The following is a 24,516-nucleotide window of genomic DNA, read 5'->3' as shown; positions in this document are numbered from 1 at the left end:
CATCCAGATTAGCCCGGCATGAATACACTTTTTCCGATTTTCGTCAAGATAGAGAACCTCCAAACGCTCGTAGTCGGTGGCGGCTACGTCGGTCTGGAGAAACTGACAGCCCTGCTTAGCAATGCACCAGCGGCCAGCGTAACACTGGTAGCGCCCGACATTCGTATCGAAATAACCGAACTGGCGGAACAACATCCCGGCGTTACCCTGATTACGGATCGATACAAAGCCGAGTACCTGACCGGAAAAGATCTGGTGATTGTGGGTACCAACGACAAAGCCGTGAACCGGCAGGTGCAGGCGGACTGTAAGACCCGACGGATACTGGTAAACGTTGCCGACACCCCGGACCTGTGCGACTTCTATTTAAGCTCGGTCGTTAAGAAAGGCGACCTGAAAGTAGCCATCTCGACCAACGGTAAGTCGCCGACCTTTGCCAAGCGCTTCCGCGAAGTGCTGGAGGAGATTCTGCCCGATAGCCTGCAGGAGACACTGGATAACCTGACTGCCATCCGCAACAAGCTCAAAGGCGATTTTCAGGAGAAACTGGAGCGGCTGAATGAGATTACAAAGGTGCTGAAGTAAATCCAGCTTCGTCAGAACGGATTCGCCCCGAAAAGTTGTTCAACAGAAAACGGTTGGGTACGGACGATGAAGAAGTAGATCAGCCCGGCCAGCACCATATAGCTGACAATTAACCACTTCTTTTTCTGTTCAAACTCGGCCGGGTGGTGATAGTAGTCGTACACCATAGATGCCGACATTCCCATAACCATCAGGAAAAAGGAGAAGACACCAAAATCGGTACGGTAGGCCGTGAAGGAATGCATAAACCGGGCACCGGATACAATGTATAACAGCCAGAAACCGAACCCGGTCCGGTACAGATAAACGCTCAGCCGTCGGTCATTTTTGATATCGAACAGGCTGTCAGAAAACTTTTCAGACATACAGATCCGGTTAGAAACGGTGAAAGTAACTTTATTTAACTACAATTACAACACAGACTATGCTTGATTCCCAAACAGTTGAGTCGGCTCCGCTAATGAACACCATGAAAGTGGAACTGGTTCGCGTCGATAATGCCTTCCACTTTGAAGCCACCGGAGTAGCCGGGGTAAAACTTGACATTGACGGCTCTACCGATATTGGCGGCCACAACGCCGGAGCCCGTCCCATGGAAATGCTGCTGATGGGCCTGGCCGGCTGCAGCGCCATTGATGTGGTGCTGGTGCTGCAAAAACAGCGGCAGGTCATTGAAGATTTTCGGATTACGGTGGAGGGACTCCGTGAAAAGAACGCTACGCCTTCGCCTTTTCGTAAGATCCACCTGCATTATTTTCTGAAGGGCAACCTCGATCCGGAAAAGGTACGCCGGGCCATCGACCTGTCGATGGACAAATACTGCTCCGCCACCGCCCAGCTTCGCCCCACCGCGCATATTGACTACTCGTTTACAATTGAGTAGTCACGCAACTTGAAATTTTATCCAGCCCATCGGCAAAAGCCAGATGGGCTTTTCTTATTTTTACCCATGCCTTTTGCGAAGGCCACCCTATCGACCAACGACTACTGACTTTCGATTCATGCAGCAATACCACGACCTGCTCCGCCATATCCTGAATACCGGCACCCGCAAAACCGACCGCACCGGCACCGGCACCATCAGCGTGTTCGGCTACCAGATGCGCTTTAACCTACAGGACGGTTTTCCGCTGGTAACCACCAAAAAGGTCCATACCAAGTCGATTATTCACGAGCTGCTGTGGTTTATCAAAGGAGATACCAATATTAAATACCTGAAGGACAATGGCGTGAGTATCTGGGATGAGTGGGCCGACGCCAACGGTGACCTCGGACCCGTATACGGCCGACAGTGGCGAAGCTGGCAGGCTCCCGACGGCCGCACCATCGACCAGTTGCAGGATGTGCTGAATCAATTGAAGAACCGGCCGGATTCACGCCGGATGATGGTTTCGGCCTGGAACCCCGCCGATGTGCCGAATATGGCGCTCCCCCCCTGTCATGCACTCTTTCAGTTCTACGTAGCCGACGGTAAGCTGTCGTGCCAGTTGTACCAGCGGAGCGCCGATGTGTTCTTGGGGGTACCGTTCAATATTGCGTCGTATGCCTTGCTGACGATGATGGTGGCGCAGGAATGCGGCTATGAAGCCCACGAATTTATCTGGACCGGGGGCGATACGCACCTGTACCTGAATCACCTGGAGCAGGTCGAACTACAGCTTTCCCGCGAGCCCCGCCCCCTGCCGGCTATGCGGCTCAACCCGGATGTAAAATCCGTATTTGATTTCGTGTACGAAGACTTCACGCTGGAAAATTACAACCCCTGGCCGGCCATCAAAGCACCGGTGGCGGTGTAATAACAGGACGTTTACGACAGAAATTTATCGACATCCTGGCGGGTGTCGAGGTCGATGGCGCCGTCTTCAAAGGGTATTTCGAGGCAGTCGTCGCGGTGCTGCATCATGACCCACTTGGCTCCATTATCGCCGTCGAGGCTGAGCAGTTCTTCCACGTACTTGCGGTCGAACAGAGCGGGCACGCCCGGCTTTCCGCCGTATCGGCAAGCGATGATTCCTTTGTCGTTTTCCTGGTAGGTGGCAATGATATGCTCCACCAGCGCCTGATCCACTTTGGGCTGGTCGACCAGCAGGAACAGCACCGCATCAAACTCTTTTTTAGTCATATACACGCCGGCCAGCCCCATCTTGACGGACGATGACAACCCCTGCTCCCAATGAGGGTTCTCAATCAGAGTAACCGGCAGTCCTTCCAGTTCGGCGGTGATAGAGGTCTTGTTGGCACCTAGCACGACCACAATGGGCCGGTACTCAGTCGCCAGGGCAACTTCGGTGATGCGCCGGACGAGCGTCTGCCCCTGCCACTCGATGAGTTGCTTGGGCGACCCCATGCGGGTAGATGCCCCGGCGGCTAAAATGACGATGCCTATTTGTGGGGTTGAGTGGTTCATTGGTTAATTAGTTGATTAGGGGACCAGCTTTAATCAAAGATAAACCGATTCTGCAGGACTTCGGATGGGTAGCCCACTTCCACCAGAAATAACCCATCGGGCGGCACCGAGCGCCCAGCCACCGTCCGGTCTCTGGCCAGAATAATCTGCTCAAAGTCGGCAACTGTCATCCGCCCCTGCCCTACTTCCAGCAACGTTCCGACCAGCGTCCGCACCATACCGTACAGAAACCGGTTAGCCTTGACGTGAAATATCAGTTGGTCGCCTTCCCGGAGCCATTCAGCGCGGGTAATGGTGCAGTGGAAATGGTTGACGCTGGTACGCACCTTGCTGAAACTCTGAAAATCGGTGTATTGCAGCAGCAGCCCCGCGGCTTCGTTCATCAGGGACACCTCCAGCTCCGGCCGGAATACGTAAATCTGCTTCTGCAAAAAGGGATTTTTGTGGCGGCTGATGCGGTACTGGTAATACCGGTACTCGGCCGAATAGCGGGCGTGCATATCGGCCTCAACCGGGAACATAGCCTGCACGGCAATGCCGGCGGGCAGGATACAATTGAGGGCATACACGAGCTGGGCGGTGACGGTCAGCGGCTCCTCCACCTCAAAATGGGCAAACTGCTGTTCGGCATGCACGCCCGAATCGGTCCGGCCGCTGCCGACGATTGTAGTGGGTCTCCGTAAAATCGAACTTAGGGCTTTCTCGAGCGACTCCTGAATGCTGATGCCGTTGGGCTGATTTTGCCAGCCTTTAAATTCCGTGCCTTTATAGGATAGTTGGATGAAGTAGCGCATAACCTGACTTGTGAACCCGCAGCCCTTTGATTAATCTCGTTCGTATTGTAGCTTTCGTTTCCTAATCCTTCTTACACCATGCGTCTGACATCACTCTGTCTGTTAGGGCTGCTCCTACTCGACTGCCGGCCCGACGACCCACCTCATACACCCGTATACGAGGTTCCGGCCGAGATTGAACCGTTTGTGCAGGCGTTCCGGGACGAAGCCGCTAAGCGGGGCAAGACGCTCAAGATTGACGACCTGATTGTGGAGTTCGGCGAAACCTCGGGACAGGATATTTGTGGCGTTTCCCAGGTAGAATCGAACAAAACACCCCGGATCACGCTGGTCAGGGAGTGGCCCTGCTGGACCAGGGCCTATAAAGAAACCCAGGAAGGTCTGGTGTTTCACCACCTTGCTCATAGCGTGCTGGGACGAGGGCATAAAAAAACTCTCCTGCCCAATGGCGATTTCGCCAGCCTGATGAACGGCGAGGATTTAGGTGTCTACTCGCCGTGCATCTACCCCATCGGCAATACACCCTGCAACCTCACAGGCCGCCGGACGTATTACCTCGATGAACTCTTCAACGAAAATACGCCCGTGCCGGCTTGGGGTAAATGATTTGGGATTTATGATTTCGGATTGGGGATTTACCTCCGGCGTCAGCAAATCCCCAATCCGAAATCATAAATCCCAAATCGCTGTTATTTTTCCAGCAGGTTGCCCAGCGCGTTATCGTACAAATCCTTCGCTTCGCTGACGGTGAGCAGAGTTTGCCCGTCGATGACAAAATCGCGCTCCGTTACCTCACCTAAGCGGCTGAAGGCGACACCCGACTGCTGCAGGGTGGCTTCAAAACCAGCCTGCTTATCGGCCGATACCGAGACCACTACCCGGCTCTGGCTCTCGCCAAACAGGAAGGCATCGGTGCGGAGAGCCTCATCAGTCGTAATGTCAAAGCCGAGGTTTCCGGTCATAGCCGATTCGGCCAGGGCGATAAACAGACCACCATCGGAAACGTCGTGGGCTGAGGCTATGTGCTTGTCAATAATCAGTTGCTTCAACGCTGTCTGGAGTGTGTACTCTTCGTCCAGATCGAACGCCGGTGCCGGTGAGCCTTTGATGCCGCGGTAAGAATACAGGTATTCCGACGACGCCAGATCGTCTTTCGACTGGCCCACCAGGTAAATTGCATCACCCGCCTGCCGGAAGCCCAGCGTCATGCGGTTGTCTGATGATTCCATCAGCCCCAGCATACCGATGGTCGGCGTGGGGAAAACCGGGCCTTCGTCGGAGCTCTGGTTGTAGAAGCTGACATTACCGCCGGTGACGGGCGTCTTGAACTTCTCGCAGGATTTCTTCATGCCCTTGATGGCCCCCACAAACTGCCAGTAGACTTCCGGCACATATGGGTTACCAAAGTTCAGGCAGTTGGTAATGGCCAGCGGCTCCCCACCCGAGCAGACAATGTTGCGGGCGGCTTCGGCCACGGCAATGGCGCAGCCCTGTTCGGGGTCGGCGTTGACGTAGCGGCTGTTGCAGTCAACCGTAATTACAATAGACTTGTCCGTACCCTTTACCTGCACCACGGCGGCATCCGAGGGTGCGTTGGTGGAGCGGTTGGCGGTACCGACCATCGAGTCATACTGCTCATACACCCACTTGCGCGAGCAGATGTTCGGGTGCGTCAGCAGATGACGCGCTACCTTGCTGACCTCCTCCCCACTAACGTCCGAAACCTGTGAAACCTGAAACTTCTGGTGCTCCTGATAGTAGGCGGGTTCGCGGTACTCTCGCTTGTACTGCGGAGCGCCCCCGCCCAGCACCAGGTCATCTGCGGGTACGTCGGCGACCCGTTGGCCGTAACGGTGGAAATGCAGGCGACCGGTATCCGTGACGGTGCCGATCTGCTCGCAGTTCAGATCCCATTTATCGAAAATGGCTTTGACGGCGGCTTCGTTGCCTTTCTCGACCACGATCAGCATCCGCTCCTGCGACTCCGACAAGAGAATCTCAAACGGCTCCATGTTCGGCTGGCGCGTGGGTACGCGGTCGAGGTCGATGTCCATGCCGTGTTCGCCTTTGGCGCTCATCTCGGAGGTCGAACAGATGATACCAGCCGCGCCCATATCCTGAATACCGATTACGTAGCCGGTGGCAATGACCTCCAGCGTGGCTTCGAGCAGGAGCTTTTCCATGAAGGGGTCGCCCACCTGCACCGCCGGGAGCTTTTCGGCGGATTTGTCGCTGATGTCTTCCGAGGCAAACGTAGCGCCGTGGATACCGTCTTTACCCGTGGCCGAGCCGACGATAAACACCGGATTGCCCACCCCGTACGAAATGGCTTTGGCGACATTACCCACCTCGACGATACCGGCCGAAAAGGCGTTGACCAGCGGGTTGATGTTGTAGCAGTCGTCGAAGTACACCTCTCCGCCGACAGTCGGGATACCGAAGGCATTGCCGTAGTCGCCGATGCCTTTGACAACGCCTTTCAGCAGGCGACGCGTCTTGGGCAGTTCGAGGTTGCCGAAGCGGAGCGAGTTCAGCTGGGCAATGGGCCGGGCACCCATCGTAAATATATCGCGGTTGATACCGCCTACCCCCGTAGCGGCTCCCTGGTAGGGTTCAATGGCCGAGGGGTGGTTATGCGATTCAATTTTAAAGCTGCACGCCAGACCATCGCCAATATCGACCAGACCGGCGTTTTCTTCCCCCGCTTTGGCAAGCATCCGATCGGAGTCGCGGGGAAGGGTTTTCAGCCAGATAATGGAGTTTTTATAGGAGCAGTGCTCCGACCACATCACCGCAAAGATGCTCAGTTCGGTGAAATTGGGTTTGCGGCCCAGGATTTCGCAGATGCGCTCGTATTCTTCGGGTAGCAGGCCAAGCTTGCGGGCGGTTTCGACGGTTGGAATCGGCTCAGTGGGCGCGTGTTCGGTTACTTCCACGGACATGTATAGAGGATTGTAGCTAAAAAATAAAGCAATCCGGCAAACCCCTGCGCTATTGAAAATCAGGGATTTTCGGCGTTTCTGCCCCAAAAGTACGGTTTTTTGCCCGGAAAGTTGGCAGAGGTGAGTTGACAAATGTCAAAAACTATACTACCTTTGCATCACATTTAATGACCATAGAGGGATGGCGGAGTGGTCGATCGCGGCAGTCTTGAAAACTGTTGACTGTAACAGGTCCGGGGGTTCGAATCCCTCTCCCTCTGCATGAATGTTTCAAACCCGCTGAAATTTCAGCGGGTTTGTTTGTTTTACTGGTTAGGCTGCAAATAGGATGGAAACTTTACCTAACGCCTAAATTGGGTAAAGTTTCATTAAAGCAGTTTTCTTGACCAAGGAAGTTATAAAGCTGTTCCAATAACCCGTATAGATACTCAATAATTTAATACTCATGTGTGAAATTTGAGCAAATTCGAATTCTTTTATATTAAGACTACTTTAGCACAACAAAGCCAATAATTAAAAGTACACTTTCTATAATTTAAGATTGCAATATTTAAAAAGTGTAAGAAATTGTACCTCTCGAGAGATTTAGCAATAATTAATAACTCGAAAAAATCGTTCTTAATTTCAAGTAGAACATTTGCAGTAAAATCTACAATAGGATTGTTTTTTATTATCATCTCTGGATGAACACGGCAACAAGTTTGGGAGTGCCGTCACAATGGGCAATGATAGTTCGTTTGACTGGCCCACCGATCAGGAACACCAAATTGCCGCTGGCTGTCGGACATTGATTATGAATGTGATTAATTACTACAACCTGCTGTATCTGTCGGAAAAGCTACGACAGTGTAAAACGACTTTGGAACACACGAAGAATTGTTGCGGACGATTCTGAAATCTTCGACGCACACCTGGCATCACATCAATCTGGTTGGTGAGTATGACTTTTCGGACGAAACGATACCACCGGTCCAGTTTGACCTGAAAGCGTTGCTGAATTTTCCGCTGGTTCGGCCACGAAACAAGGGAAATGGTCTCAAGTGACGGATTTTACGGTCGGCCGTCGCCGTACGAAACTGCAAAACTACCCATATTTGGTAAAGCACTGGTCTGACATTCATATCAACCCTGGTTGGTGTTCATAAGTAAAGGTATTAAATCGCACCGCACAAGTAGATTTTTTTTCTCCACCCTTCTATAACTGCATACTTTACAGTTCTTCAACGATTTAAGAATGGTACAGGTTAGCCGTTCTGTCTTTACTTCGAAACCCTGGTGCTATGGCTTTTAAAAAATACGTTCTGATAGCCTTACTTCTTTTCAAAATAGGGTCTTGCGTCGCCTATGACCATCCGGGCGGTATGCACCCTCAGCAGCAGCTGGATTTTGTAAGAAAGCAGGTCAAGGCAAAGAAACAGCCGTACTGGGACGCCTACCGGCAATTAATAGTCTATGCCGACTCGGCCTGGTACCACCCTATTGAGGCCCTTGCCGATTTCAGTGTGCCGGGTTATTATGTCGATGCGGTTATGCATCGAAAAAATTCAAAGAGCCTTAATACGAACGCTTTTGATGCGTATGCCTGCGCATTAGCCTGGCAGTTGAGCGGAGAGCTGAAATATGCGGATAAATCGCTGGAAATTCTCAACGCCTGGGGTGCAACCAACACACTCTATTCGGATGCCGATGGTAGTCTAGTCATGGCGTATGCAGGTTCTGGTATGCTAATGGCCGCAGAGCTGCTGTATGGTTACCAGGGCTGGACAGAAGCCGATAAAAAGCAGTTTGATCGCTGGGTGGAAACTGTGTACCGCAAAGCCTGCAACGAAATTCGTAACCGTTCCAATAACTGGGCCGACTGGGGACGGTTCGGCTCGGCGTTGTGCGCCCAATTTTTGAATGATGAACAAGAAATCGCAGAAAACACACGTTTGATAAAAAGTGACTTGTTCCATAAAATTGCGCCGGATGGCAGCATGCCTGAAGAAACAAAGCGAAAGGCAAACGGAATCTGGTATACGTACTTTTCGCTGGCCCCAATAACGGCCGCTTCCTGGGTGATCTTTAATGCGACAGGAGAAAATCTTTTTACCTACTCGCAGGACGGCCGATCTATAAAAACAGCGTTGGATTATTTACATTATTATAGCCTGCATCCCTCAGAATGGAAGTGGTTTCCTAATCCTAATAAAGGGTCTGCCCAAAGTTGGCCGGGGAATTTGCTGGAAGCCATGTCGGGTATTTACCGGGATAAGGAATATGGAACGTATGTCCAGGCAAGCCGCCCACTCATTTACCCGACGCATCACTTTGCCTGGACTTTCCCTACGCTCATGGCAGTGAGCCTCGATATATATAGGTAACGATATTGAATTCGTTTACCCGGCGGATTCTGGTTCACGGACCAGCGGCAGGATCACCACAAACTGCCCGCTTCCATCTTGTACTGTGGGCAGGCCCTGTCCCAGCATTCGGTACTGGGTCAGGATGTTGCTCAAACCGACTCCGTTACTGAGAACTCGCGAGGCTTTGCGCTGAAGATTATTCTGGACCACCAACTGCCCGTTCGGATTCGTTGTGATCGTTATAACCAGGGGCTGATCAGGCAGCACCACGTTGTGCTTGACGGCATTCTCGACTAACAGCTGCAAGGTAAGCGGAGGTAATTGCGTGTCGAGGTTCTGGTCATCTACCGCGATGCGCAAGTCGATGCCCGTGCCATGACGAGTCTGTAGCAGGTGATAGTAGGAGCGAATGAAGTCCAGTTCATGGCGCAGCGTGGTCAGGGGGTTATCGTTGGCCCGCAGCAGATAGCGGTACACGCTGCTGAGTTCATCCACGAACTCGCCCGCCTGCCGGGGACTTTCGTCAATCAGGGCAGACAGGGTGTTGAGCGAGTTGAACAGAAAGTGCGGATTGACCTGACCCTGCAGGGCCCGGAGTTGCACGGCCATTTTCTCTTGTTCCAGCCGCTGTACCGCCAGTTCCGCTTCCAGGCTTTCCCGCCGGCGCTGCTCGCGTTCGCCCACCAGTTCCTGCTCCGTTACGGCCTGCTGCCGGGCCTGGGCTACCTCCTGAAGCCGTCGTAGGAAGGTCAGGCAAAGCGAAAAGCAAAGCAATTCTGCCATCAGCATGCCCTGAATCACCAGGTTCGCCGACGCGTACACGTCCTGGGTGGCCCAGGGCCATTTTGGCCCTGAAAAAAGGGCCAGCGACAAAAAGCCCCTGAGCGTCATGAAGGCAGATCCGACCAGAAATAGGCGGGCTACCGGGTCTCGGCGATGGGCAGCCAGCCAAATAGCACCTAGGTTGATGAGCACCGCTACTATGCGGAAAAGATGCGTCAACACCTCATACACGGTGTTTGGGTCGGTGGGTTGCCACACGATCCATCCCCCGAACACGTAGGCTGCCACCAGCGCCTGCGCGACCCGGGTCCAGTGCCGGGAGGTACTGCCCGGCTGGGTGAACAACACTAGCACTAATTCGAGGAAATTGAGTTTGAAAAAGCCCATACTCAGATTCATGAGCAAGGTACTCGTCGATGCGGGCAAGGTTATGACGCTGTCATACAGGAAGAGGTTGCTCAGCCAGCTGAATGTGTGCAAGGTGAACAGGCCGTAGATACGCTGCCGGTACAGCCCCCATTGCACGGCATTAAGCAGAAATAAGGCCCAAACGGAACCCGTGAACAACAGGCGCAGGTTATCGGGAGTCATGCCCAGGGTTGGGTGAAGGGTTCGAGTATGGCTAAGACAATAACAAACTGCCCTTTGCTGTAGCTCACGGAGGGGACTGGCCGATCAACCGGTATGGCTTCAGGGTAGGGAGGCACGTGGTCAAAAATAACGCTTTTTTCAGGAACTGAAAACGTCCCGATTAATTGAGACAAAAGATCAAATCGTCTTCAGGCGCTATTGGTGAGAACACGTTCAGGTTGCGTTAAAAGTCAGGATTACCTTTCGCTATCGGAAGTCAACTATTTTTTATATGGATTAGGTCGATATGCCAGTTGATTGGCTATTCCATTCTACAATATGAACTGTTCAAGAGCTGCTATGGCGTTGCCTGTGGCATGCATCACCATGGGTGTATAAATGGATTGGGTGACGTACAGCGCATAGCCAAAAAGTACGGCATCCGTAAAGATTTGCACTTTCCCTATACTCGCTTGCCAGGACATTGAAAAAGCAGCTGAGTGAAACAGCACAAAAATGGAAGCCTGGATGAGAATAGCCAGGTGTTTATTTACCTGCCAATGCCGTAGTCGTGACAGCAGTACTCCCCGGAAAAACAGTTCTTCTGCGATAGGCGCTAAAACGACCATGCCAACAAGTTTGATCAGTGAAGGCCAAAAAGAGTCCATCCAGGGGTTACTACCCAACAAGCCTAGCCTGTATAGCACAACTTCGGTGATGAAGATGTACACCAGAAACGCAAAACACCAAACCAGCAGTAATTTGAACGAAGTTGGGCGGTGGATATAGAGGTCAGTTGGTTTTAATTTAGTCAGCCTGACGCCTAAGGCTACCCCCATGATCAACAAGAAAAAGGGTATTGTTCGAAAAAGCGCTTGTTGGGTTTCTGAATTCATGCTGCTTTGGTTATGGGAAAGACACATTAACTTTTCAGTTTACCTTAATTCGTTTAGCAGGTGCTTTAAACGATCAAGGTGTTTACCAAACTTGTTCTTGGCTACTGTCCGGCTGAGAAAGTATTGAAACACCAGGTAAGCCGCATAGGAGGAGAACCTCACTACAGGCGATAAGCCATGCCAGGTATCCAGCATCCGCATAGACTGGTAGTAAGGAATCACCTCCAACAGCAGGATAAAAAATACAATAACCAGCCTAGCTCCGATGTTTTGCCACTTTAGGCGTTGCTCCAGCATGATTACGTGTTGCTCCAGGTTATCCTTTACCCTGGTATCCATGCTTTCCATCTGGTGCGTGAGCCTGTAGTTCAAATACAGCATAATCAGCAGACCAAGACAGAAACCCATGTAAGTCCAGAACAGCAGGTGAGACGAAACACTGCTCACGTTTTGGGCTTGCGTTGCTATGACGGCGGCCATCAGTGCCCCAACAGCCAGCATCTGTTTACGGAACGCGGTTTTCAGCGAGGCAATTGGGCCTTTGCTCTTGTGGTGAATCAGGTTCATAATGTCGGGTGTTTTTAGGGGTTGTTGATTTGCCTGGTTCCACGCTTGTTTTAAATCATCCAGCTCCATGGTTATGTCTGTTTTACCAACTGTCGTAATTTGTCTTTGATGCGAGTCATCTTCACGCGCAGATTCCCTTGTGAAATGCCTACGATGTCTTCCATTTCTTCATAGCTGCGGTCTTCCAGGTACAGCATCACAATGGCTTTTTCAATTTCGTTGAGCTGACTAATGGCTTGATAGAGTTGTTGCCATTGCTCTTCGTCGGTGCTTTTCTCCTCAGTTACCTGAGTAGGGAGACCCTCCGGTTCATAGGAGCGGATGAATCCTTTTTTTTGCCTGCGCAGACCAGTGATGGCGGTGTTAATGGCCACCCGGTAGAGCCAGGTGCTGAACTTGGCTTGCCCTTTGAATCTGCCGAATGAGTGCCAGAGCTGAATGACGATCTCCTGGTAGAGGTCCTGGCGATCAGCTTCAGTCGCGGCATAGATCCTGCATACGTTGTGGATCAGCGCTCCATACTGGTGTATCTGCTGTTCAAATTCTTTTTGGGTGTTCAGGTCTGTCACTCTTGCCAGGTTTTCCGGATTAGTCGTTGCTATTCACAAAATGTTACAGTGAGGTAAGATATTTTTGTTGAACCTGTAAAAGTCAGATCAAAACGAAGCTACCGTTTAATTGCCAGAACAGATATTTTAATCTGGCAAACCGGGCGTTGCCAGTCTTTTGTATTTGAGATGCCCAGTAATGACAGCGACTCGCTGACCATCACCGGACAGAAAAGATCTAGTTTATGCGTCGGGGGAGTGATCGTACCCCCCAGGCTATCAATAGCAAGGCCAGGCCCTTCTCTACGCCGGCACTATAAGCGCCCCGGTCGGCCAGTGGAGCTACCGTGGATAAGGCCAGACCACAGAGCAGCGATACCGGTTCCAGTAAAATCAATGTCCAGCCAACATACCTGGGCAGCACTCGCCCTTTCAGGGTTACTACACCATAGGCTATCAATGCGGCTATCCAAAGCATGGGGCCGACAGGAAAACTGAAGGTAGCCAGGAGCGGCTGGTTGATAAGCAGGCCTACATTCACGAACCACACCAGGGTCATACTAAACATCAACGTGTGGAAGGCGATTCGTTCGGTCAACAAACCAGACGAACGTTGCAGGCGGTGCAGGTACAGCAGACAGGGTGAACGGAAGCATCCTGTACAAATCTCGTATGTTGTTCGGCTGCGGATTAAGAATTAACTCTAGTCCCAAAGCCATCCAACTGAGGGTGGCCAATAAACCGGTTCGCCAACCGGTGAGAATTTCGGAGTAAAGGTCTGATTCACTCTCGGTGAGGAGTGCAATTTCGGAACAATACCCATCGCCGTAACAGGTCAAATCCTGCTCGTCCGTACCCCTGACGTTTGAGCATTTTCAAGCGGTTCACCTGGCCCTCGGTCTGCCCGTTACTCCATTCCGATACGAAAGCCTGTTCGACTGCCGCATAGTCTTGGCGCAAGCCACGGACAAAACCCATATAGGCAGACACGTTCTCGGCGTCTTCGCACCACTTGCCCAGACCATCTGCTGATTTTTCCTTTATCAATTGCCGAAATTGCTGACTCAATTCATGTGCCTGGCGAATCGACTCGTGTTCGCTCAGCAGATGAGTCAAAAATGCCTCTTCATCGGCTGACCAATCAGAGGGCGGCTTATTCAAGAGCCGACAGATTCGGCGGCTACTATAGCTGTTGGTTTTGCGGGCGGGTGGTAAAGAGGGTACCACCTCTAACCGAGGATAGGCTGACAGAAAGTTAGCCAGAATCGTATAGCTCCCATTATAGCCAAAGTCCTTTATCTCCACCAGCAGCTCTTTGACATTAGTTTGACCCTCCAGCCACCGCTTACGCAGATAGCCTTCATAGAGAAACAGGTTTGAGCGTTTGACTACCTAGCGTGGGACAAATTCAGTCTGGTTCCAATAGCGTTTAACCGTGGTTCGGGAGACACCCAGATGCCGGGCAATGGCCCGTATGCCGTGGCCTTCAGCCTGAAGTTGTTTGACTTTCTGAGACCTCTCATAGTGTTTGGAGGATGGATCCACTCGAGCTCTCGCCATGAGTTGTGACAAGTCATGGCCATAGGTGTGCTGGATCTGCTATTGGGACTCTGCCCCAATTTAGCTACCTTGGTTGTGCTGGATACTGTCCAAGGCCACACCACCACAGGTGGAGCGTGCTGTATAGATAAGAACGTTAACTTGGCGAACGGACCTTAAGGTAATTATTCTATTGTCTTAGCCCCCGATTAGTTGGACAGATTTTCTAAGGCGGTTGAGTCGCATACCATTGCCTGTTCCCACTTCTTCTGTGGGGTAATGAAACCTCGGGACCGGTGACGTCTTGCATAATTATAATGGGTAAAAAATAGTCTCAGCGTTTCCTTGGCCTCATAATAGCTGTCAAACTCATGCCGTTGCATCACAACTTGCTCCAATATGCTGTGAAATGCCTCAATGTAGGAATTCTCCTCTGGGGTTGCCACATGCGTAAACTCTTGCTTGACCTCCGAGTTTTTCAAAAACTGGCGGACCCGATGGGCAATGAACTGGCTGCCATTATCATTGCGTAGGACGATGCCTTTTAATTCATGTGACCCGTTCACCCGGCGCAGTAAATGGATCAAATCCATCTGGCGAATATTAGGCTGAAAAATCCAGTCTAGAATTTTACGGGTGTAGACGTCTAATACGCTCAGTAAGTAGTAATTACGCCGTTCGCCAGCCACCCAGACGTACTTGATATCCCAACATAAATATTCCAGCGGCCTGGTGGCTTTGATGCGCCGAAATTGGACAAATTCTCGTTTACCAGTTGGTCGGATTACTTTGCCCATCAATAGATTAGCCTCACTCATAAGGCGGTATACTTTCTTTTTATTAATGATGTACTCACTCTTCAATTCGTGCGTAGCATACTCGTAGCCGTAGGCATTGAACTCCTCATCCAGCCATTGCCGAATCCGGGTAACGACCTGCTCATTAGGTACCCAAGTGCCATCCTGTTTAAGTGTCACTTGGCTAGGTTTAGCCCCTGGCTTACCAGGGCGCGGCTGGTAGTATGACACGCTTCGGGGCAAGTCAAGCCACTGGCAGAGCTGAGTCCGAGGCACCCGTAGTTCAAACTGTTTCACCATCATCAGCTTTTCCTGAGTCCGATAGGAGTTTTTTTTAGCAGTTCGCTTTTGACCTCTATTTCCAGGGCTTGTTTGGCGATGATCCGTTTTAGACGTTCATTTTCCTCTTCCAAGGCTCGAAGCTGAGGATCGACTCGGGGATAGGAATCCCGCAAGCCTTCCTTACCCTTGTTCAAATAGCGGTTTCGCCATTTTCGCAAAACGGAAGGCGATAAGTTGTACTTGCGGCAAGTCTCGGAGTGACCGTCGCGCAGGGACTCCTGAACTATAGAATAGCGGTCCTCGGGGGTGAAAGTTCGTCTGGTTTTGCTCATTATTCCTGAAGTTAAAGGGACTTAATTGGTTTTACAATTTTGTCCAACTCTTCAGGGGGCTAAGACACTATAAGGCGCGGTCTCGTGATGATTCAGTGTTACGAAAGCGTATCCGGGAGATCGCCGAAACACGAGTACGCTATGGCTGTCGACGCATCTTCACCTTACTAAGGCGCGAAGGCTGGCGGGACAACCATAAGCGAGTTCATCGATTATACTGTTTAGAAGGGCTGAATTTGCGTAGTAAGCAGCCTCGACGTAGCCGGGCTGCTGCTCACCGGCTGGATCGGCCTCAACTCTCTAGTATGCATCAGTGCTGGAGTATGGATTTTGTGGCGGATCAGCTCTTTGATGGGCGGAAAATCCGGGCCTTAACTGTAGTGGATATTTATAGCCGTCACTGTCTGGCCATTCACGTAGGTCAATCCTTGAAAGGGGAAGATGTGGTAGCAGAAATGGATCGGCTAAAAGTGGTATATTCGACTGTTCCTAAGCGGATTCAGGTAGACAATGGCAGCGAATTTATTTCGAAGGCACTAGATAAATGGGCTTACGATAACCAAGTAATACTTGACTTTTCCAGGCCAGGAAAACCGACGGATAATCCGTTTGTTGAATCCTTTAATGGCCGTTTTCGAGATGAGTGCTTAAACACCCATTGGTTCTTATCGCTTCAGGACGCCCAAGAAAAGATTGAGCATTGGCGACAGGAGTACAATAGTTTTCGACCGCACAGTTCCCTAGGCGGGCTGACGCCAGAGGAAAAAATTATTAAGGATTAAAATTGACAAATGAACGTCCGTTTCTCAATCTAAGACTGGTCCAGTATTTGGGAGCAGGTCAGTAAAGATGATAACCTGTGCGAAGATTATGGATAGATGAGTACCAGGCGAGGAACTCGTTTACTCCGGATTAACGATTCCAACCGTTGCCGTTAAAAAATCATCTTTCCAGAAATAGCTGTACTATGAAAAAGCACCTTTTATGCTTCTCCCTTGTACTTGCCTGTTTTCTGGCACTGTCTCTTCAGGCATTCAGCCAGTTGATTCTTATACCGGCCTGCAACGCTACTCAGCCGCTAAAAGAACTTCCCTGGTTAAAGATGATAGTGGATGACACTACAGGGATCAACGGTTTCAATATTATCGTTTATGAAGCCACGTATAAGAACCAAACCATATACCGGGTGGAAAACAATATAGCTCATGATTTCGCAACGGTTACGTTATACACTTGCCTGGGCTCTGTGCTTTGCCAGAGTCAGACCACCATTGCCGGCCTGCAATCAACCTGTTCCGATCTGTTCAATGAAGTAACGATTGGAGCCCTGTTATACCGGCGGTTTAGTCGGCGTGTATCCTTTGCAAAATAGCCTCCAGATTCATCTCCGGGTCGTCAATCCGGGTCAGGCGCTGAAACGCCTGCCTGCGGCTCTCCACGTCCGGCGTATCAAACAGCCGGTAGGTTTGCCAGTTCACATAGGCCGTATTGGTATCGGTATGTAGGAAGCCACCCTGCGGCAGCGGATGCTGGTCGAGTTCCGGTATGTAGAGGATAGTCAGGGTAATGGGCTCCTGTCCGCGTGGGTAAAAGGTCCAGGTGGTGCGCATAGATAAATATACAGCAACATTTAGTTTCTTTGGAGAAGAAGCGTGTTGGACTGATTGAAATTTCTTACTTCAACCAGTATGTTCTTCCGTTTGGCATTAGCCCTGAAATCCTCTATCAGCTCAAGAACATCATGGGCAACCGACTTTGACTTTTCAAAATCAATAATCACTTTAGAATTCTCAGGAAGGGTATTTAGTATATTAAAAACACTGGCTTTATTGAAAAAGGATACCTCCTCAGCCAAAACCAGGTGATGAACTTCACGCCCACCTTCCATGGTTATTACATCTTTCATATGGTGAGAGTTGCGATAGCTATGCCTAAGGGTATAGAACAGGCCAAAAAACAAGCCTATGGTGATACCTCTCAGTAAATCTGTAAATAATATACCGATCACTGTAGCCGTAAAGGGGACAAACTGCTCCCAACCCAATTTATACATTTGTGTGAAGAGGGAGGGTTTTGCCAGTTTATAGCCTACCATGAGTAAAATAGCCGCTAAACTGGCCAGGGGTACCATATTCAATACGCCCGCAATTGTTATCGCCGAGATAAGAAGAAATACGCCGTGCAGTATGGCTGACATTTTGGTCCTTGCTCCAAAATTGATATTAGCTGAGCTGCGCACGATCACCTGTGTAACCGGCAAACCGCCAATCAAACCAGAAACCATATTCCCAAGCCCCTGGGCTATCAATTCCCTGTTTGTGGGCGTAACTCTTTTGTAAGGGTCGAGTTTATCGGTTGCCTCTACGCAAAGCAGGGTTTCCAGGCTGGCTACAATAGCTATGACAACTGCCACCTTGTAAATTTCCAGATTTGCCAGCTGCGAAAAATCAGGAAAAGTAAACTGGTTGAAAAACTCGCCTAAATTACTGGCTACAGGTAGCTGGACCAGTTGGTCTTTTTCAAGGGAAAAATTAAGCACTCCCGACTGGTACAGGTAATTCATCACAATGCCTAAAATAACCACTACGATAGGCCCTTGTATCAGTTGAAATATCTTGTGCTTCTTGCTAAGCACCGTATCCCATAAAATGAGTATCGCTAATGATATCACCGAAATCAACACGGCGCCAGGCGTAACATACTGAAATGCGTTGGTTAGGGCCGAAAATGAGTTTTCTCCTCCTGTGGTAGGTGCAAAAGCCAAATCGCCTTCCGGGTCTTTGTCATAGCCTAAGGCATGGGGTATCTGCTTGATAATTATCAGCAAACCGATGCCGGTGAGCATGCCCTTGATAACAGCAGATGGAAAGAAATAGGCAATAAAACCGGCTCTGGCAAACCCCATAAGAAGCTGAAAAACGCCGGCAATAACAACAGCTAATAAGAACGTTGGCCACGATCCCAGTGAATCAATGGACGTTAAGACAATAACCGCCAGGCCGGCAGCAGGGCCGCTAACGCCGAGGGGTGAACCACTGGCTATACCCACGACAATACCGCCAACAATACCCGCAATAATACCGGCAAACAAAGGTGCGCCGGAGGCAAGCGCAATACCAAGGCATAACGGAACGGCGACAAAGAAAACCACTATACTGGCAGGCAGGTCGCTTTTTACATTTTTGAAGATGTTGTTCTCTTCCATCTTTAGCTGTTTTTACTTTTCAACCCTAAAACTGTTTCTGAGTTAAAATGATAGTTTTACCTACTAACCGAATCTATATTGCCTCAAAGAGGCAAAGGCCAGCATAGCGCCAGCCTTTCACCTTTCCATTAGAAATTACCTGTTCACTCCGGCTTACTGGCTATAAACGGAGCGTGGCGGAGATAACGCTGGTCGGTAAGCTGGCAGATCAGAAACTGGGCCAGATCAATGGCCGTAATCTGTTGCTCCGGCAGGTGATTCAGGTTCACCACCACATCGCCCGTTGCCGGTTGCTGTACAATGAGCGGCACCCGGACATACGTCCAGGCCAGACTGCTTTCCGAAAGCAACCTGAACTCAAGCCGCCGGTCGTCCATGAACAACGGGTAATGCTGTTGCATGTAATCAGCGGCCTGCTGCGTCTTTTCATCCAGTTGCTCATTACCCGTTTCAAAAAGACTCGTTACCACCACACACCGGCTTATGCCAAGCTGTTCCATCACGGCTATATAGTTTCTGGTGGCAGTAGCCATCATGGGGCTAGCCTCCCCCCTGGTATGACCAAGTGTACTGATCAACGCCGTACTTCCCTGAAGTAACCGGCGCACTGAATCAGGATCGCGGGCATCGCCCTGAAAAACATCCAGCCGCTCATGCGCTACCTCGAACGCCTGCGGATGGCGCAATAGCAGGCGCACCCGGTAACCCGCTGCTAGTGCTCGCTGAACTAAGGGACGCCCGGCTTTACCCGAACCACCCAAAATGGCAATTACTGAATCTGTATTGATTATCATGCTGCTAACACGTTTTTGACTGTCCATAACGGCTATACGCCCACAGTCGGTTTAGAGACTGCACACAACAGAGACCAGAACAAGCAGACTGGTGGGCCCCTTTTGTGGCAATAAGAATAAAAAATTAAAGAGAGTTATGACTGATTACCTGCGTAGGGTAATTCAGTGCAGCCGCTCACGTTTTGGATAATAGACATCCAGACCTGTTGGAAAAGGTCGGAACGGGCGGGGTGGTATATTAGCAGCGTTTAATGCAACAAAGGTAATAAAAAGATGTCTTGTACATGCAGAGTTAACAGGTCGGGATAGTGCGCATGGGTTCACAACATCCAGCCTCTACTTGTCTCAGGCTATCAAAATTTTAAAGCTGCTCCTCCCACTATACTGGGTGAGAATTGGCTATCGGTATAGGTTCCTTTTGAGAATACGTTGTAGTTAATGCCCACAGATTGGTAACGCAGCCCCAAACCGGTAAACATTTCGAATCGGGAACGGCCGGACCGGGAAAGCCGGACATCGAATCCAGCTTTCACATTTACGGCTACAATGGTTCGCCTATCTTTCATGGGGATTCGCGAATAGGTGTACCCGTATCCCCAATCTTTATAGCCGCTCGTGTATTGCGCTCGTTTGACCATCACATTCGGTCCTATAAAGAATCGCGTCCTACTGTCTTACGTTCGATTGTAGCCTCGGTAGTCAATTTTTACGGACCAACCGGGAGCATTTTCAACTGCCTGTCTCCAGAAATAACTACCATCAATCACCACTGACTGCCTGGGAGCGGTGCCGATCTCGGTTCCAACCCGCAGTTCACCGACCAGCAATTCCAGCGGATAAAGACGGAAAAAGGACGGGGAATTTACATGCAGTGAATCCGTTTGAACAGGCTGAGCCGGGGCGGTAGTACCCATTAATCCAAACAGGACTGTGCAGAGGAAACGTTTTTTCTTCATGGAACTTGTTTTGCTTTTGTGTTTGAACAGGTCAAAACAAGTCTATTAGTGATGGCAGCGAAAGTGCCGGTTTACCTCCGGCGGCTCCGGGTTTATCTTCGGCAGCCCCGTTCTTTATAATTGGCTCCGCTGCGGTCTTTACCTATCGTAGTGATCAATATACTCCCGCCTACAGCGTTTGGATAAAATCGGCCATCTTCCGGCGGATGGGTTCGTCGGGCTGAAAGCCCGATCCGGCCTTGGCGTTTGCTACGGCATGAGCCGCACTACCATTGGCCGGAATCACACAGGTTACCGCCGGGTGGGAAATGATGTATGTCAGGATGAACTCCGCCCAACTGGCTATGCCCTGCTCCGTAGCCCAAGCCGGGAGTGGCTTACCGGCCAGCTTTCGAAAAAAGCTACCCTCGCCAAACGGTCGGTTGATCAGCGTGGCGACACCCAGTTCGGCAGCCCGTGGCAGCAGGCGTTCTTCGGCATGGCGGTTGAAAAGCGAATAATTGAACTGCACAAAATCGACCGGCTCCCGTTCCATGATGCGGAGTAACGCATCGTGGCTGCTATCCTGGTAGTGGGTCAGACCGATGTAGCGGATGGTTCCGGCCTCCTTCCCTTTCCGCAACTGCGGTAAATGCGTTTGCCAGTCCAGCAGATTATGAATCTGCACCAGGTCCATCACGTCGCGCTTCATCTTTCGGAACGAAGCATCGAGTTGGGTGATGCCGGCCTGTAAGCCGGTAGTCCATACTTTGGTGGCGTAAAAAAAGTCAGGCTCCCGGCGTAACTGAGCAGTCAGCGTGCCGACGACCTCCTCCGCTTTTCCGTACATGGGCGAACTATCAATCAGCCGCCCTCCGGCCTGGTAGAGACTAGCCAGGACCTGGGCCAGTTCGCCATGGTGAGCGCTCCCCACATTAAACGTTTGCCAGGTACCCAATCTAACAACCGGGAGCATTTCCCCACTCGACGGAATGACTCGTTTCAGCATACGTCAGAATTTTATGTTTAAAGAAAGTTGCATTCCTCTCATCCATGAATAAAACCTTCTGTAAAAAACATTGGTATACAAGCTACCTTGTTTTGCATAGGAATGTTTAGGAACTTACATTTAGGTGTTTGTACTACTAAACATACACACCCATGAAACGTTTAATTCTTCCCCTGTTGGTTGTTTTTAGTCCTGCTCTCAGCTTTGGGCAATGTGAGAAGGATGTTCTCCTCACCTCCTCAAAAACCGAATATCTGGATGGCGCCGGCGTTGTTCAGCGGGTCGTTGACGAACAAAGCACTATTGAAATCAATAAATCACAGGTAATTATCAAGCCGGGGAATGCCGATCGTAAAATGGTCGGAACCATTGAGTCTACTACCTGTAATTGGAGTACGGCCTACCAGGAAGGAAAAACGGTTATCAAAGCCGTATTTGATGAACCTTCAGGGAAAAACGTCACGCTACGCTGACCACGGAAGGTAAAGCGGGAACGGTCACGCTACTAATGGAACTGGCCGAGATGCCGGACAAAAAAATCCGGGTCAACGTAACCAGCTTTAAAGAAGCCAAAAAGGAATAACCACATTCTATAGGTACGCTACCTGGAAAATAGTCAAGAAAGCAGACGGCAGGTTCGTTTTGTAGGCAATACCGGGCTATAGCAACACCTGCGACTCCGCCAATCAGTATGCCGGTCTGGCAGTTTGAAACTATCTACTCTGACAGGCTCCGTGTCGGGATGTGAAAACTTATTCCGACTTTTGTGACTCCATTTTTACCTGTTTCATGACCATTCCCCCCGTAAATCGTTCGTTAGAAGCAACCGTCCGGCACAAATTGGATCAAAAGACTAAGCCCACCGGCTCCTTAGGCCGGCTGGAAGACCTGGCTTTACAAATTGCCTTAATTCAGCAAACGCTTACGCCATCCGTCAGCAACCCGCATATGCTGGTTTTCGCCGGTGACCACGGCCTCGCGGCCGAGGGGGTCAGCGCCTACCCGCCTAAGGTTACCTACCAGATGGTACAAAACTTTATTGCCGGTGGTGCCGCCATCAACGTGTTCTGTAAACAAAACGGCCTGCAACTGCTGGTGTGTGATGTGGGCGTCAACGGTACCTTCGCCGAAAACACAGATACCTTTGTCAAATTTAAGATCCGCCCCGGCACCCGCAACATGCGCTACGAACCCGCCATGACCCGCGACGAGTGCGAAGCCGCGCTGGATGCCGGCCGGACGCTGGTCAATGGCGTTGCCTACCGGGATTGTAACGTGGTCGGCTTCGGCGAAATGGGCATCGGCAACACGTCGTCGGCGTCCCTGCTGATGCACCGGCTGACGGGCCTGCCCCTGGCGCAGTGCGTTGGCCGGGGTGCCGGTCTGGATGCGACGGGCGTCGCCCATAAGCTGGCGGTGTTACAAGAGGTGGCCACCCGCCATGCGGATCTGACCGATCCGCTGGACCTGTTGTCGGCAATGGGTGGATTTGAGATTGCCGCCCTCACCGGCGGTATGCTCCAGGCAGCCGAAAACGGGATGGTCATTCTCATTGATGGCTTCATCACGACGGCCGCCCTGCTGGTGGCTCACGCCATGAAGCCGGCGATCCTCGACTACTGTATCTTCTGCCACCAGTCCGATGAAGCCGGGCACCGGCATATGCTCACCTACCTGAATGCCCAACCGCTGCTCGACCTCGGTTTGCGTCTGGGCGAAGGGTCTGGTAGCGCGCTGGCTTTCCCTATTGTCAGTTCCGCCGTTCGGATGCTTAGCGAAATGGCATCGTTCGATCAGGCCGGCGTCAGTCAACGCGATTGATATGCTCAACCTATTCTATACAGCCCTCATGTTTTACACCCGGATTCCGGTGCCGAAAAATATCGACCATTCGGAGGATATGCTGAACCGGGCAACGGTTTTCTTTCCGCTGATCGGGTGGATCGTGGGTGCCGTGGCGCTAGGAACCTACTGGGTCGGATCGATACTGTTTCCGCCGGAACTGGCTATACTGCTCAGTATGGTGGCCACGATCTGGACCACCGGTGCCTTCCATGAAGATGGTTTTGCCGATGTGTGCGACGGTTTCGGCGGGGGCTGGACCCAAACCCAGATCCTGACCATTATGAAAGATAGCCGGCTGGGCACCTACGGCATGGTAGGCCTGGGCCTGCTGCTGGCCGTAAAGTTCTTTGCCCTCAAAGCCATCTTCACCACCGAACCCTTCGACTGGCCGGTTGTACTGAAGGTACTGGCAGCTCACAGCCTGAGCCGGCTGTGGGCGGTGACCGTCATCGCCGGTCTGCCATACGCCCGCGAAGACGCCACCAGCAAAGTAAAGCCCGTGGCCAAAGGCATTACCGGTGGCCAATTGCTGCTGACGGCTCTGTTCGGTCTGTTACCGCTACTGGCGTTGGCGTCATACACCGGTATCTGGCTGTACCTGCTGTTTCTGCTGCCGCTGGGGCTGGTCCGCTGGTGGCTGATCCGCTTCTTCCGGCGCTGGATTGGAGGCTATACGGGCGATTGCCTAGGGGCCACTCAACAGCTTTCGGAGGTTGTTTTATATCTTTCCTTTGTTTCGTTCGTATGGATATCTATCTGATCCGGCATACCGAAGTAAGCGTCGGCCGGCGCGTGTGCTACGGTCAGGCCGATGTGGAACTGGCCGGCAACTACCACGAACAACGCGAACGACTCTGTGCGTTGCTGCCCGGCGAACCAGCGGCCGTTTTCGCCAGTCCGCTGAGCCGGTGCCGCCAGTTGGCCGAAGCGATTCACCCGACGGTGCAGTTCGATAACCGGCTGAAGGAATTTAACTTCGGCGACTGGGAGATGCTGGAGTGGTCGGCTATACCGCCGGAATTCCTCGACCCCTGGATGGCCGACTTTGTCAACCAGCGTGTTCCCAATGGCGAAACCTTTCAGGAATTGTTCGACCGGGTGGCGGCATTCTGGCACGACACCATACTGCCCCTGTCTACCGGCGCGCCGGATTCAACAGCCCCTGTATACGTGGTGACGCACGGGGGTGTGATCCGGGCTTTGCTGTGTTTATTTTTGGAGCTATCTTTGCGGAACGCGTACCGGATTCACCTCGATTACGGTTCCGTAACAAAATTAATCACGAACGGTTCTACCTATACGATCCAGTACATCAACCGCTAATTTTTGCTTCGGCAGCTT

At 51.3% G+C, this 24,516-nt stretch carries 29 protein-coding genes, 1 tRNA gene and 1 pseudogene; 13 read left to right on the top strand and 18 right to left on the bottom strand.

Annotated elements, in window-relative coordinates:
• The first annotated feature begins 18 nt into the window (after positions 1 to 18).
• A complete protein-coding gene (locus tag ABD949_RS25470; RefSeq protein WP_345248355.1) occupies positions 19 to 585 on the top strand; it encodes a precorrin-2 dehydrogenase/sirohydrochlorin ferrochelatase family protein in 567 nt (188 codons plus the stop codon).
• Between the two features lie 11 nt (positions 586 to 596).
• Here ABD949_RS25470 and ABD949_RS25465 read toward each other — a convergent pair whose 3' ends face one another.
• Positions 597 to 950 (bottom strand): hypothetical protein, encoded by a 354-nt coding sequence (locus ABD949_RS25465; protein WP_345248353.1) that lies wholly within the window; start codon positions 948 to 950, stop codon positions 597 to 599.
• 59 nt (positions 951 to 1,009) lie between these two features.
• On the opposite strand from ABD949_RS25465, the gene ABD949_RS25460 reads away from it, so the two are divergent.
• Both ABD949_RS25460 and ABD949_RS25455 read left to right on the top strand, forming a co-directional pair.
• Positions 1,010 to 1,468, top strand: a complete 459-nt coding sequence (locus tag ABD949_RS25460; protein WP_345248351.1) for an OsmC family protein — start codon at positions 1,010 to 1,012, stop codon at positions 1,466 to 1,468.
• Between the two features lie 118 nt (positions 1,469 to 1,586).
• Positions 1,587 to 2,381 carry a thymidylate synthase gene (locus ABD949_RS25455; RefSeq protein WP_345248349.1) on the top strand — a complete coding sequence of 265 codons (795 nt, stop codon included), beginning with the start codon at positions 1,587 to 1,589 and terminating at the stop codon, positions 2,379 to 2,381.
• An 11-nt stretch (positions 2,382 to 2,392) separates the two neighbouring features.
• Here ABD949_RS25455 and ABD949_RS25450 read toward each other — a convergent pair whose 3' ends face one another.
• Complete coding sequence (locus tag ABD949_RS25450; RefSeq protein ID WP_345248347.1) at positions 2,393 to 2,992, bottom strand: nucleotidyltransferase family protein; 600 nt, start codon at positions 2,990 to 2,992, stop codon at positions 2,393 to 2,395.
• Between the two features lie 29 nt (positions 2,993 to 3,021).
• Positions 3,022 to 3,786, bottom strand: coding sequence for a tRNA pseudouridine(38-40) synthase TruA (gene truA, locus ABD949_RS25445; protein WP_345248345.1), 765 nt, complete (start codon positions 3,784 to 3,786; stop codon positions 3,022 to 3,024).
• Between the two features lie 78 nt (positions 3,787 to 3,864).
• On the opposite strand from truA, the gene ABD949_RS25440 reads away from it, so the two are divergent.
• Complete coding sequence (locus ABD949_RS25440) at positions 3,865 to 4,392, top strand: hypothetical protein (protein WP_345248343.1); 528 nt, start codon at positions 3,865 to 3,867, stop codon at positions 4,390 to 4,392.
• An 83-nt stretch (positions 4,393 to 4,475) separates the two neighbouring features.
• Here the strand turns inward: ABD949_RS25440 and purL are convergent, their stop codons facing one another.
• Positions 4,476 to 6,728 (bottom strand): phosphoribosylformylglycinamidine synthase subunit PurL, encoded by a 2,253-nt coding sequence (purL, locus tag ABD949_RS25435; protein ID WP_345248341.1) that lies wholly within the window; start codon positions 6,726 to 6,728, stop codon positions 4,476 to 4,478.
• Positions 6,729 to 6,903: 175 nt separating this feature from the next.
• On the opposite strand from purL, the gene ABD949_RS25430 reads away from it, so the two are divergent.
• The 4 genes from ABD949_RS25430 to ABD949_RS25415 all read left to right on the top strand — a co-directional run bounded on the left by ABD949_RS25430 (position 6,904) and on the right by ABD949_RS25415 (position 9,091).
• A tRNA-Ser gene (locus ABD949_RS25430) sits at positions 6,904 to 6,988 on the top strand.
• Between the two features lie 458 nt (positions 6,989 to 7,446).
• Positions 7,447 to 7,623: a hypothetical protein gene (locus ABD949_RS25425; RefSeq protein ID WP_345248339.1), complete on the top strand. Its 177-nt coding sequence runs from the start codon at positions 7,447 to 7,449 to the stop codon at positions 7,621 to 7,623.
• Complete coding sequence (locus tag ABD949_RS25420; RefSeq protein WP_345248337.1) at positions 7,608 to 7,772, top strand: hypothetical protein; 165 nt, start codon at positions 7,608 to 7,610, stop codon at positions 7,770 to 7,772. Before ABD949_RS25425 ends, ABD949_RS25420 begins: the two co-directional genes overlap by 16 nt.
• A 236-nt stretch (positions 7,773 to 8,008) precedes the next feature.
• Positions 8,009 to 9,091: an alginate lyase family protein gene (locus ABD949_RS25415; RefSeq protein ID WP_345248335.1), complete on the top strand. Its 1,083-nt coding sequence runs from the start codon at positions 8,009 to 8,011 to the stop codon at positions 9,089 to 9,091.
• Positions 9,092 to 9,106: 15 nt separating this feature from the next.
• Here the strand turns inward: ABD949_RS25415 and ABD949_RS25410 are convergent, their stop codons facing one another.
• The 9 genes from ABD949_RS25410 to ABD949_RS25370 form a co-directional block, all read right to left on the bottom strand.
• Entirely contained in the window at positions 9,107 to 10,447 is a 1,341-nt protein-coding gene (locus tag ABD949_RS25410) for a histidine kinase (protein WP_345248333.1), read from the bottom strand.
• Positions 10,448 to 10,758: 311 nt separating this feature from the next.
• Entirely contained in the window at positions 10,759 to 11,322 is a 564-nt protein-coding gene (locus tag ABD949_RS25405; RefSeq protein ID WP_345248331.1) for a CPBP family intramembrane glutamic endopeptidase, read from the bottom strand.
• Between the two features lie 39 nt (positions 11,323 to 11,361).
• Positions 11,362 to 11,958 (bottom strand): hypothetical protein, encoded by a 597-nt coding sequence (locus ABD949_RS25400; RefSeq protein ID WP_345248329.1) that lies wholly within the window; start codon positions 11,956 to 11,958, stop codon positions 11,362 to 11,364.
• A 2-nt stretch (positions 11,959 to 11,960) separates the two neighbouring features.
• Positions 11,961 to 12,458, bottom strand: a complete 498-nt coding sequence (locus tag ABD949_RS25395; RefSeq protein WP_345248327.1) for an RNA polymerase sigma factor — start codon at positions 12,456 to 12,458, stop codon at positions 11,961 to 11,963.
• Positions 12,459 to 12,675: 217 nt separating this feature from the next.
• On the bottom strand, positions 12,676 to 13,038 hold the full coding sequence (locus tag ABD949_RS25390; RefSeq protein WP_345248325.1) for a hypothetical protein: 363 nt from the start codon (positions 13,036 to 13,038) through the stop codon (positions 12,676 to 12,678).
• Between the two features lie 182 nt (positions 13,039 to 13,220).
• Positions 13,221 to 13,664, bottom strand: a complete 444-nt coding sequence (locus tag ABD949_RS25385) for a transposase (RefSeq protein WP_345248636.1) — start codon at positions 13,662 to 13,664, stop codon at positions 13,221 to 13,223.
• Between the two features lie 165 nt (positions 13,665 to 13,829).
• On the bottom strand, positions 13,830 to 13,997 hold the full coding sequence (locus ABD949_RS25380) for a helix-turn-helix domain-containing protein (RefSeq protein ID WP_345248323.1): 168 nt from the start codon (positions 13,995 to 13,997) through the stop codon (positions 13,830 to 13,832).
• A 188-nt stretch (positions 13,998 to 14,185) separates the two neighbouring features.
• On the bottom strand, positions 14,186 to 15,073 hold the full coding sequence (locus ABD949_RS25375) for an IS3 family transposase (RefSeq protein ID WP_345248634.1): 888 nt from the start codon (positions 15,071 to 15,073) through the stop codon (positions 14,186 to 14,188).
• 2 nt (positions 15,074 to 15,075) lie between these two features.
• Complete coding sequence (locus ABD949_RS25370; RefSeq protein ID WP_345248321.1) at positions 15,076 to 15,387, bottom strand: transposase; 312 nt, start codon at positions 15,385 to 15,387, stop codon at positions 15,076 to 15,078.
• Positions 15,388 to 15,455: 68 nt separating this feature from the next.
• Between ABD949_RS25370 and ABD949_RS25365 the strand changes: the two are divergent.
• A pseudogene (locus ABD949_RS25365) lies at positions 15,456 to 16,169 on the top strand (IS3 family transposase); the annotation flags it as partial.
• Positions 16,170 to 16,730: 561 nt separating this feature from the next.
• On the opposite strand, the gene ABD949_RS25360 reads toward ABD949_RS25365, so the two are convergent.
• From ABD949_RS25360 to ABD949_RS25340, 5 genes are all read right to left on the bottom strand, one after another.
• Positions 16,731 to 16,997 carry a hypothetical protein gene (locus ABD949_RS25360; protein ID WP_345248319.1) on the bottom strand — a complete coding sequence of 89 codons (267 nt, stop codon included), beginning with the start codon at positions 16,995 to 16,997 and terminating at the stop codon, positions 16,731 to 16,733.
• Positions 16,998 to 17,017: 20 nt separating this feature from the next.
• A complete protein-coding gene (locus ABD949_RS25355) occupies positions 17,018 to 18,592 on the bottom strand; it encodes a SulP family inorganic anion transporter (RefSeq protein ID WP_345248317.1) in 1,575 nt (524 codons plus the stop codon).
• 143 nt (positions 18,593 to 18,735) lie between these two features.
• Positions 18,736 to 19,386 (bottom strand): NAD(P)-dependent oxidoreductase, encoded by a 651-nt coding sequence (locus ABD949_RS25350; protein WP_345248315.1) that lies wholly within the window; start codon positions 19,384 to 19,386, stop codon positions 18,736 to 18,738.
• Positions 19,387 to 20,060: 674 nt separating this feature from the next.
• Positions 20,061 to 20,342, bottom strand: a complete 282-nt coding sequence (locus tag ABD949_RS25345) for a hypothetical protein (RefSeq protein WP_345248313.1) — start codon at positions 20,340 to 20,342, stop codon at positions 20,061 to 20,063.
• 169 nt (positions 20,343 to 20,511) lie between these two features.
• Positions 20,512 to 21,330: an aldo/keto reductase gene (locus tag ABD949_RS25340; RefSeq protein ID WP_345248311.1), complete on the bottom strand. Its 819-nt coding sequence runs from the start codon at positions 21,328 to 21,330 to the stop codon at positions 20,512 to 20,514.
• Positions 21,331 to 21,482: 152 nt separating this feature from the next.
• Here ABD949_RS25340 and ABD949_RS25335 point away from each other — a divergent pair, with 152 nt between their 5' ends.
• The 4 genes from ABD949_RS25335 to cobC all read left to right on the top strand — a co-directional run bounded on the left by ABD949_RS25335 (position 21,483) and on the right by cobC (position 24,498).
• Positions 21,483 to 21,803 (top strand): hypothetical protein, encoded by a 321-nt coding sequence (locus ABD949_RS25335; RefSeq protein WP_345248309.1) that lies wholly within the window; start codon positions 21,483 to 21,485, stop codon positions 21,801 to 21,803.
• 316 nt (positions 21,804 to 22,119) lie between these two features.
• A complete protein-coding gene (gene cobT / locus ABD949_RS25330) occupies positions 22,120 to 23,151 on the top strand; it encodes a nicotinate-nucleotide--dimethylbenzimidazole phosphoribosyltransferase (protein WP_345248307.1) in 1,032 nt (343 codons plus the stop codon).
• A gap of 1 nt (position 23,152) precedes the next feature.
• A complete protein-coding gene (locus ABD949_RS25325; RefSeq protein WP_345248305.1) occupies positions 23,153 to 23,935 on the top strand; it encodes an adenosylcobinamide-GDP ribazoletransferase in 783 nt (260 codons plus the stop codon).
• On the top strand, positions 23,920 to 24,498 hold the full coding sequence (gene cobC / locus ABD949_RS25320; protein ID WP_345248303.1) for an alpha-ribazole phosphatase family protein: 579 nt from the start codon (positions 23,920 to 23,922) through the stop codon (positions 24,496 to 24,498). The genes ABD949_RS25325 and cobC overlap by 16 nt, the downstream gene beginning before the upstream one ends.
• The last annotated feature ends 18 nt before the right edge of the window (positions 24,499 to 24,516 follow it).

The sequence above is a fragment of the Nibrella saemangeumensis genome (assembly GCF_039541915.1).
Lineage (GTDB): Bacteria > Bacteroidota > Bacteroidia > Cytophagales > Spirosomataceae > Nibrella > Nibrella saemangeumensis.
The sequence above is the reverse complement of the archived record's forward strand: the minus strand, read 5'-3'. Positions and strand labels throughout refer to the sequence as shown.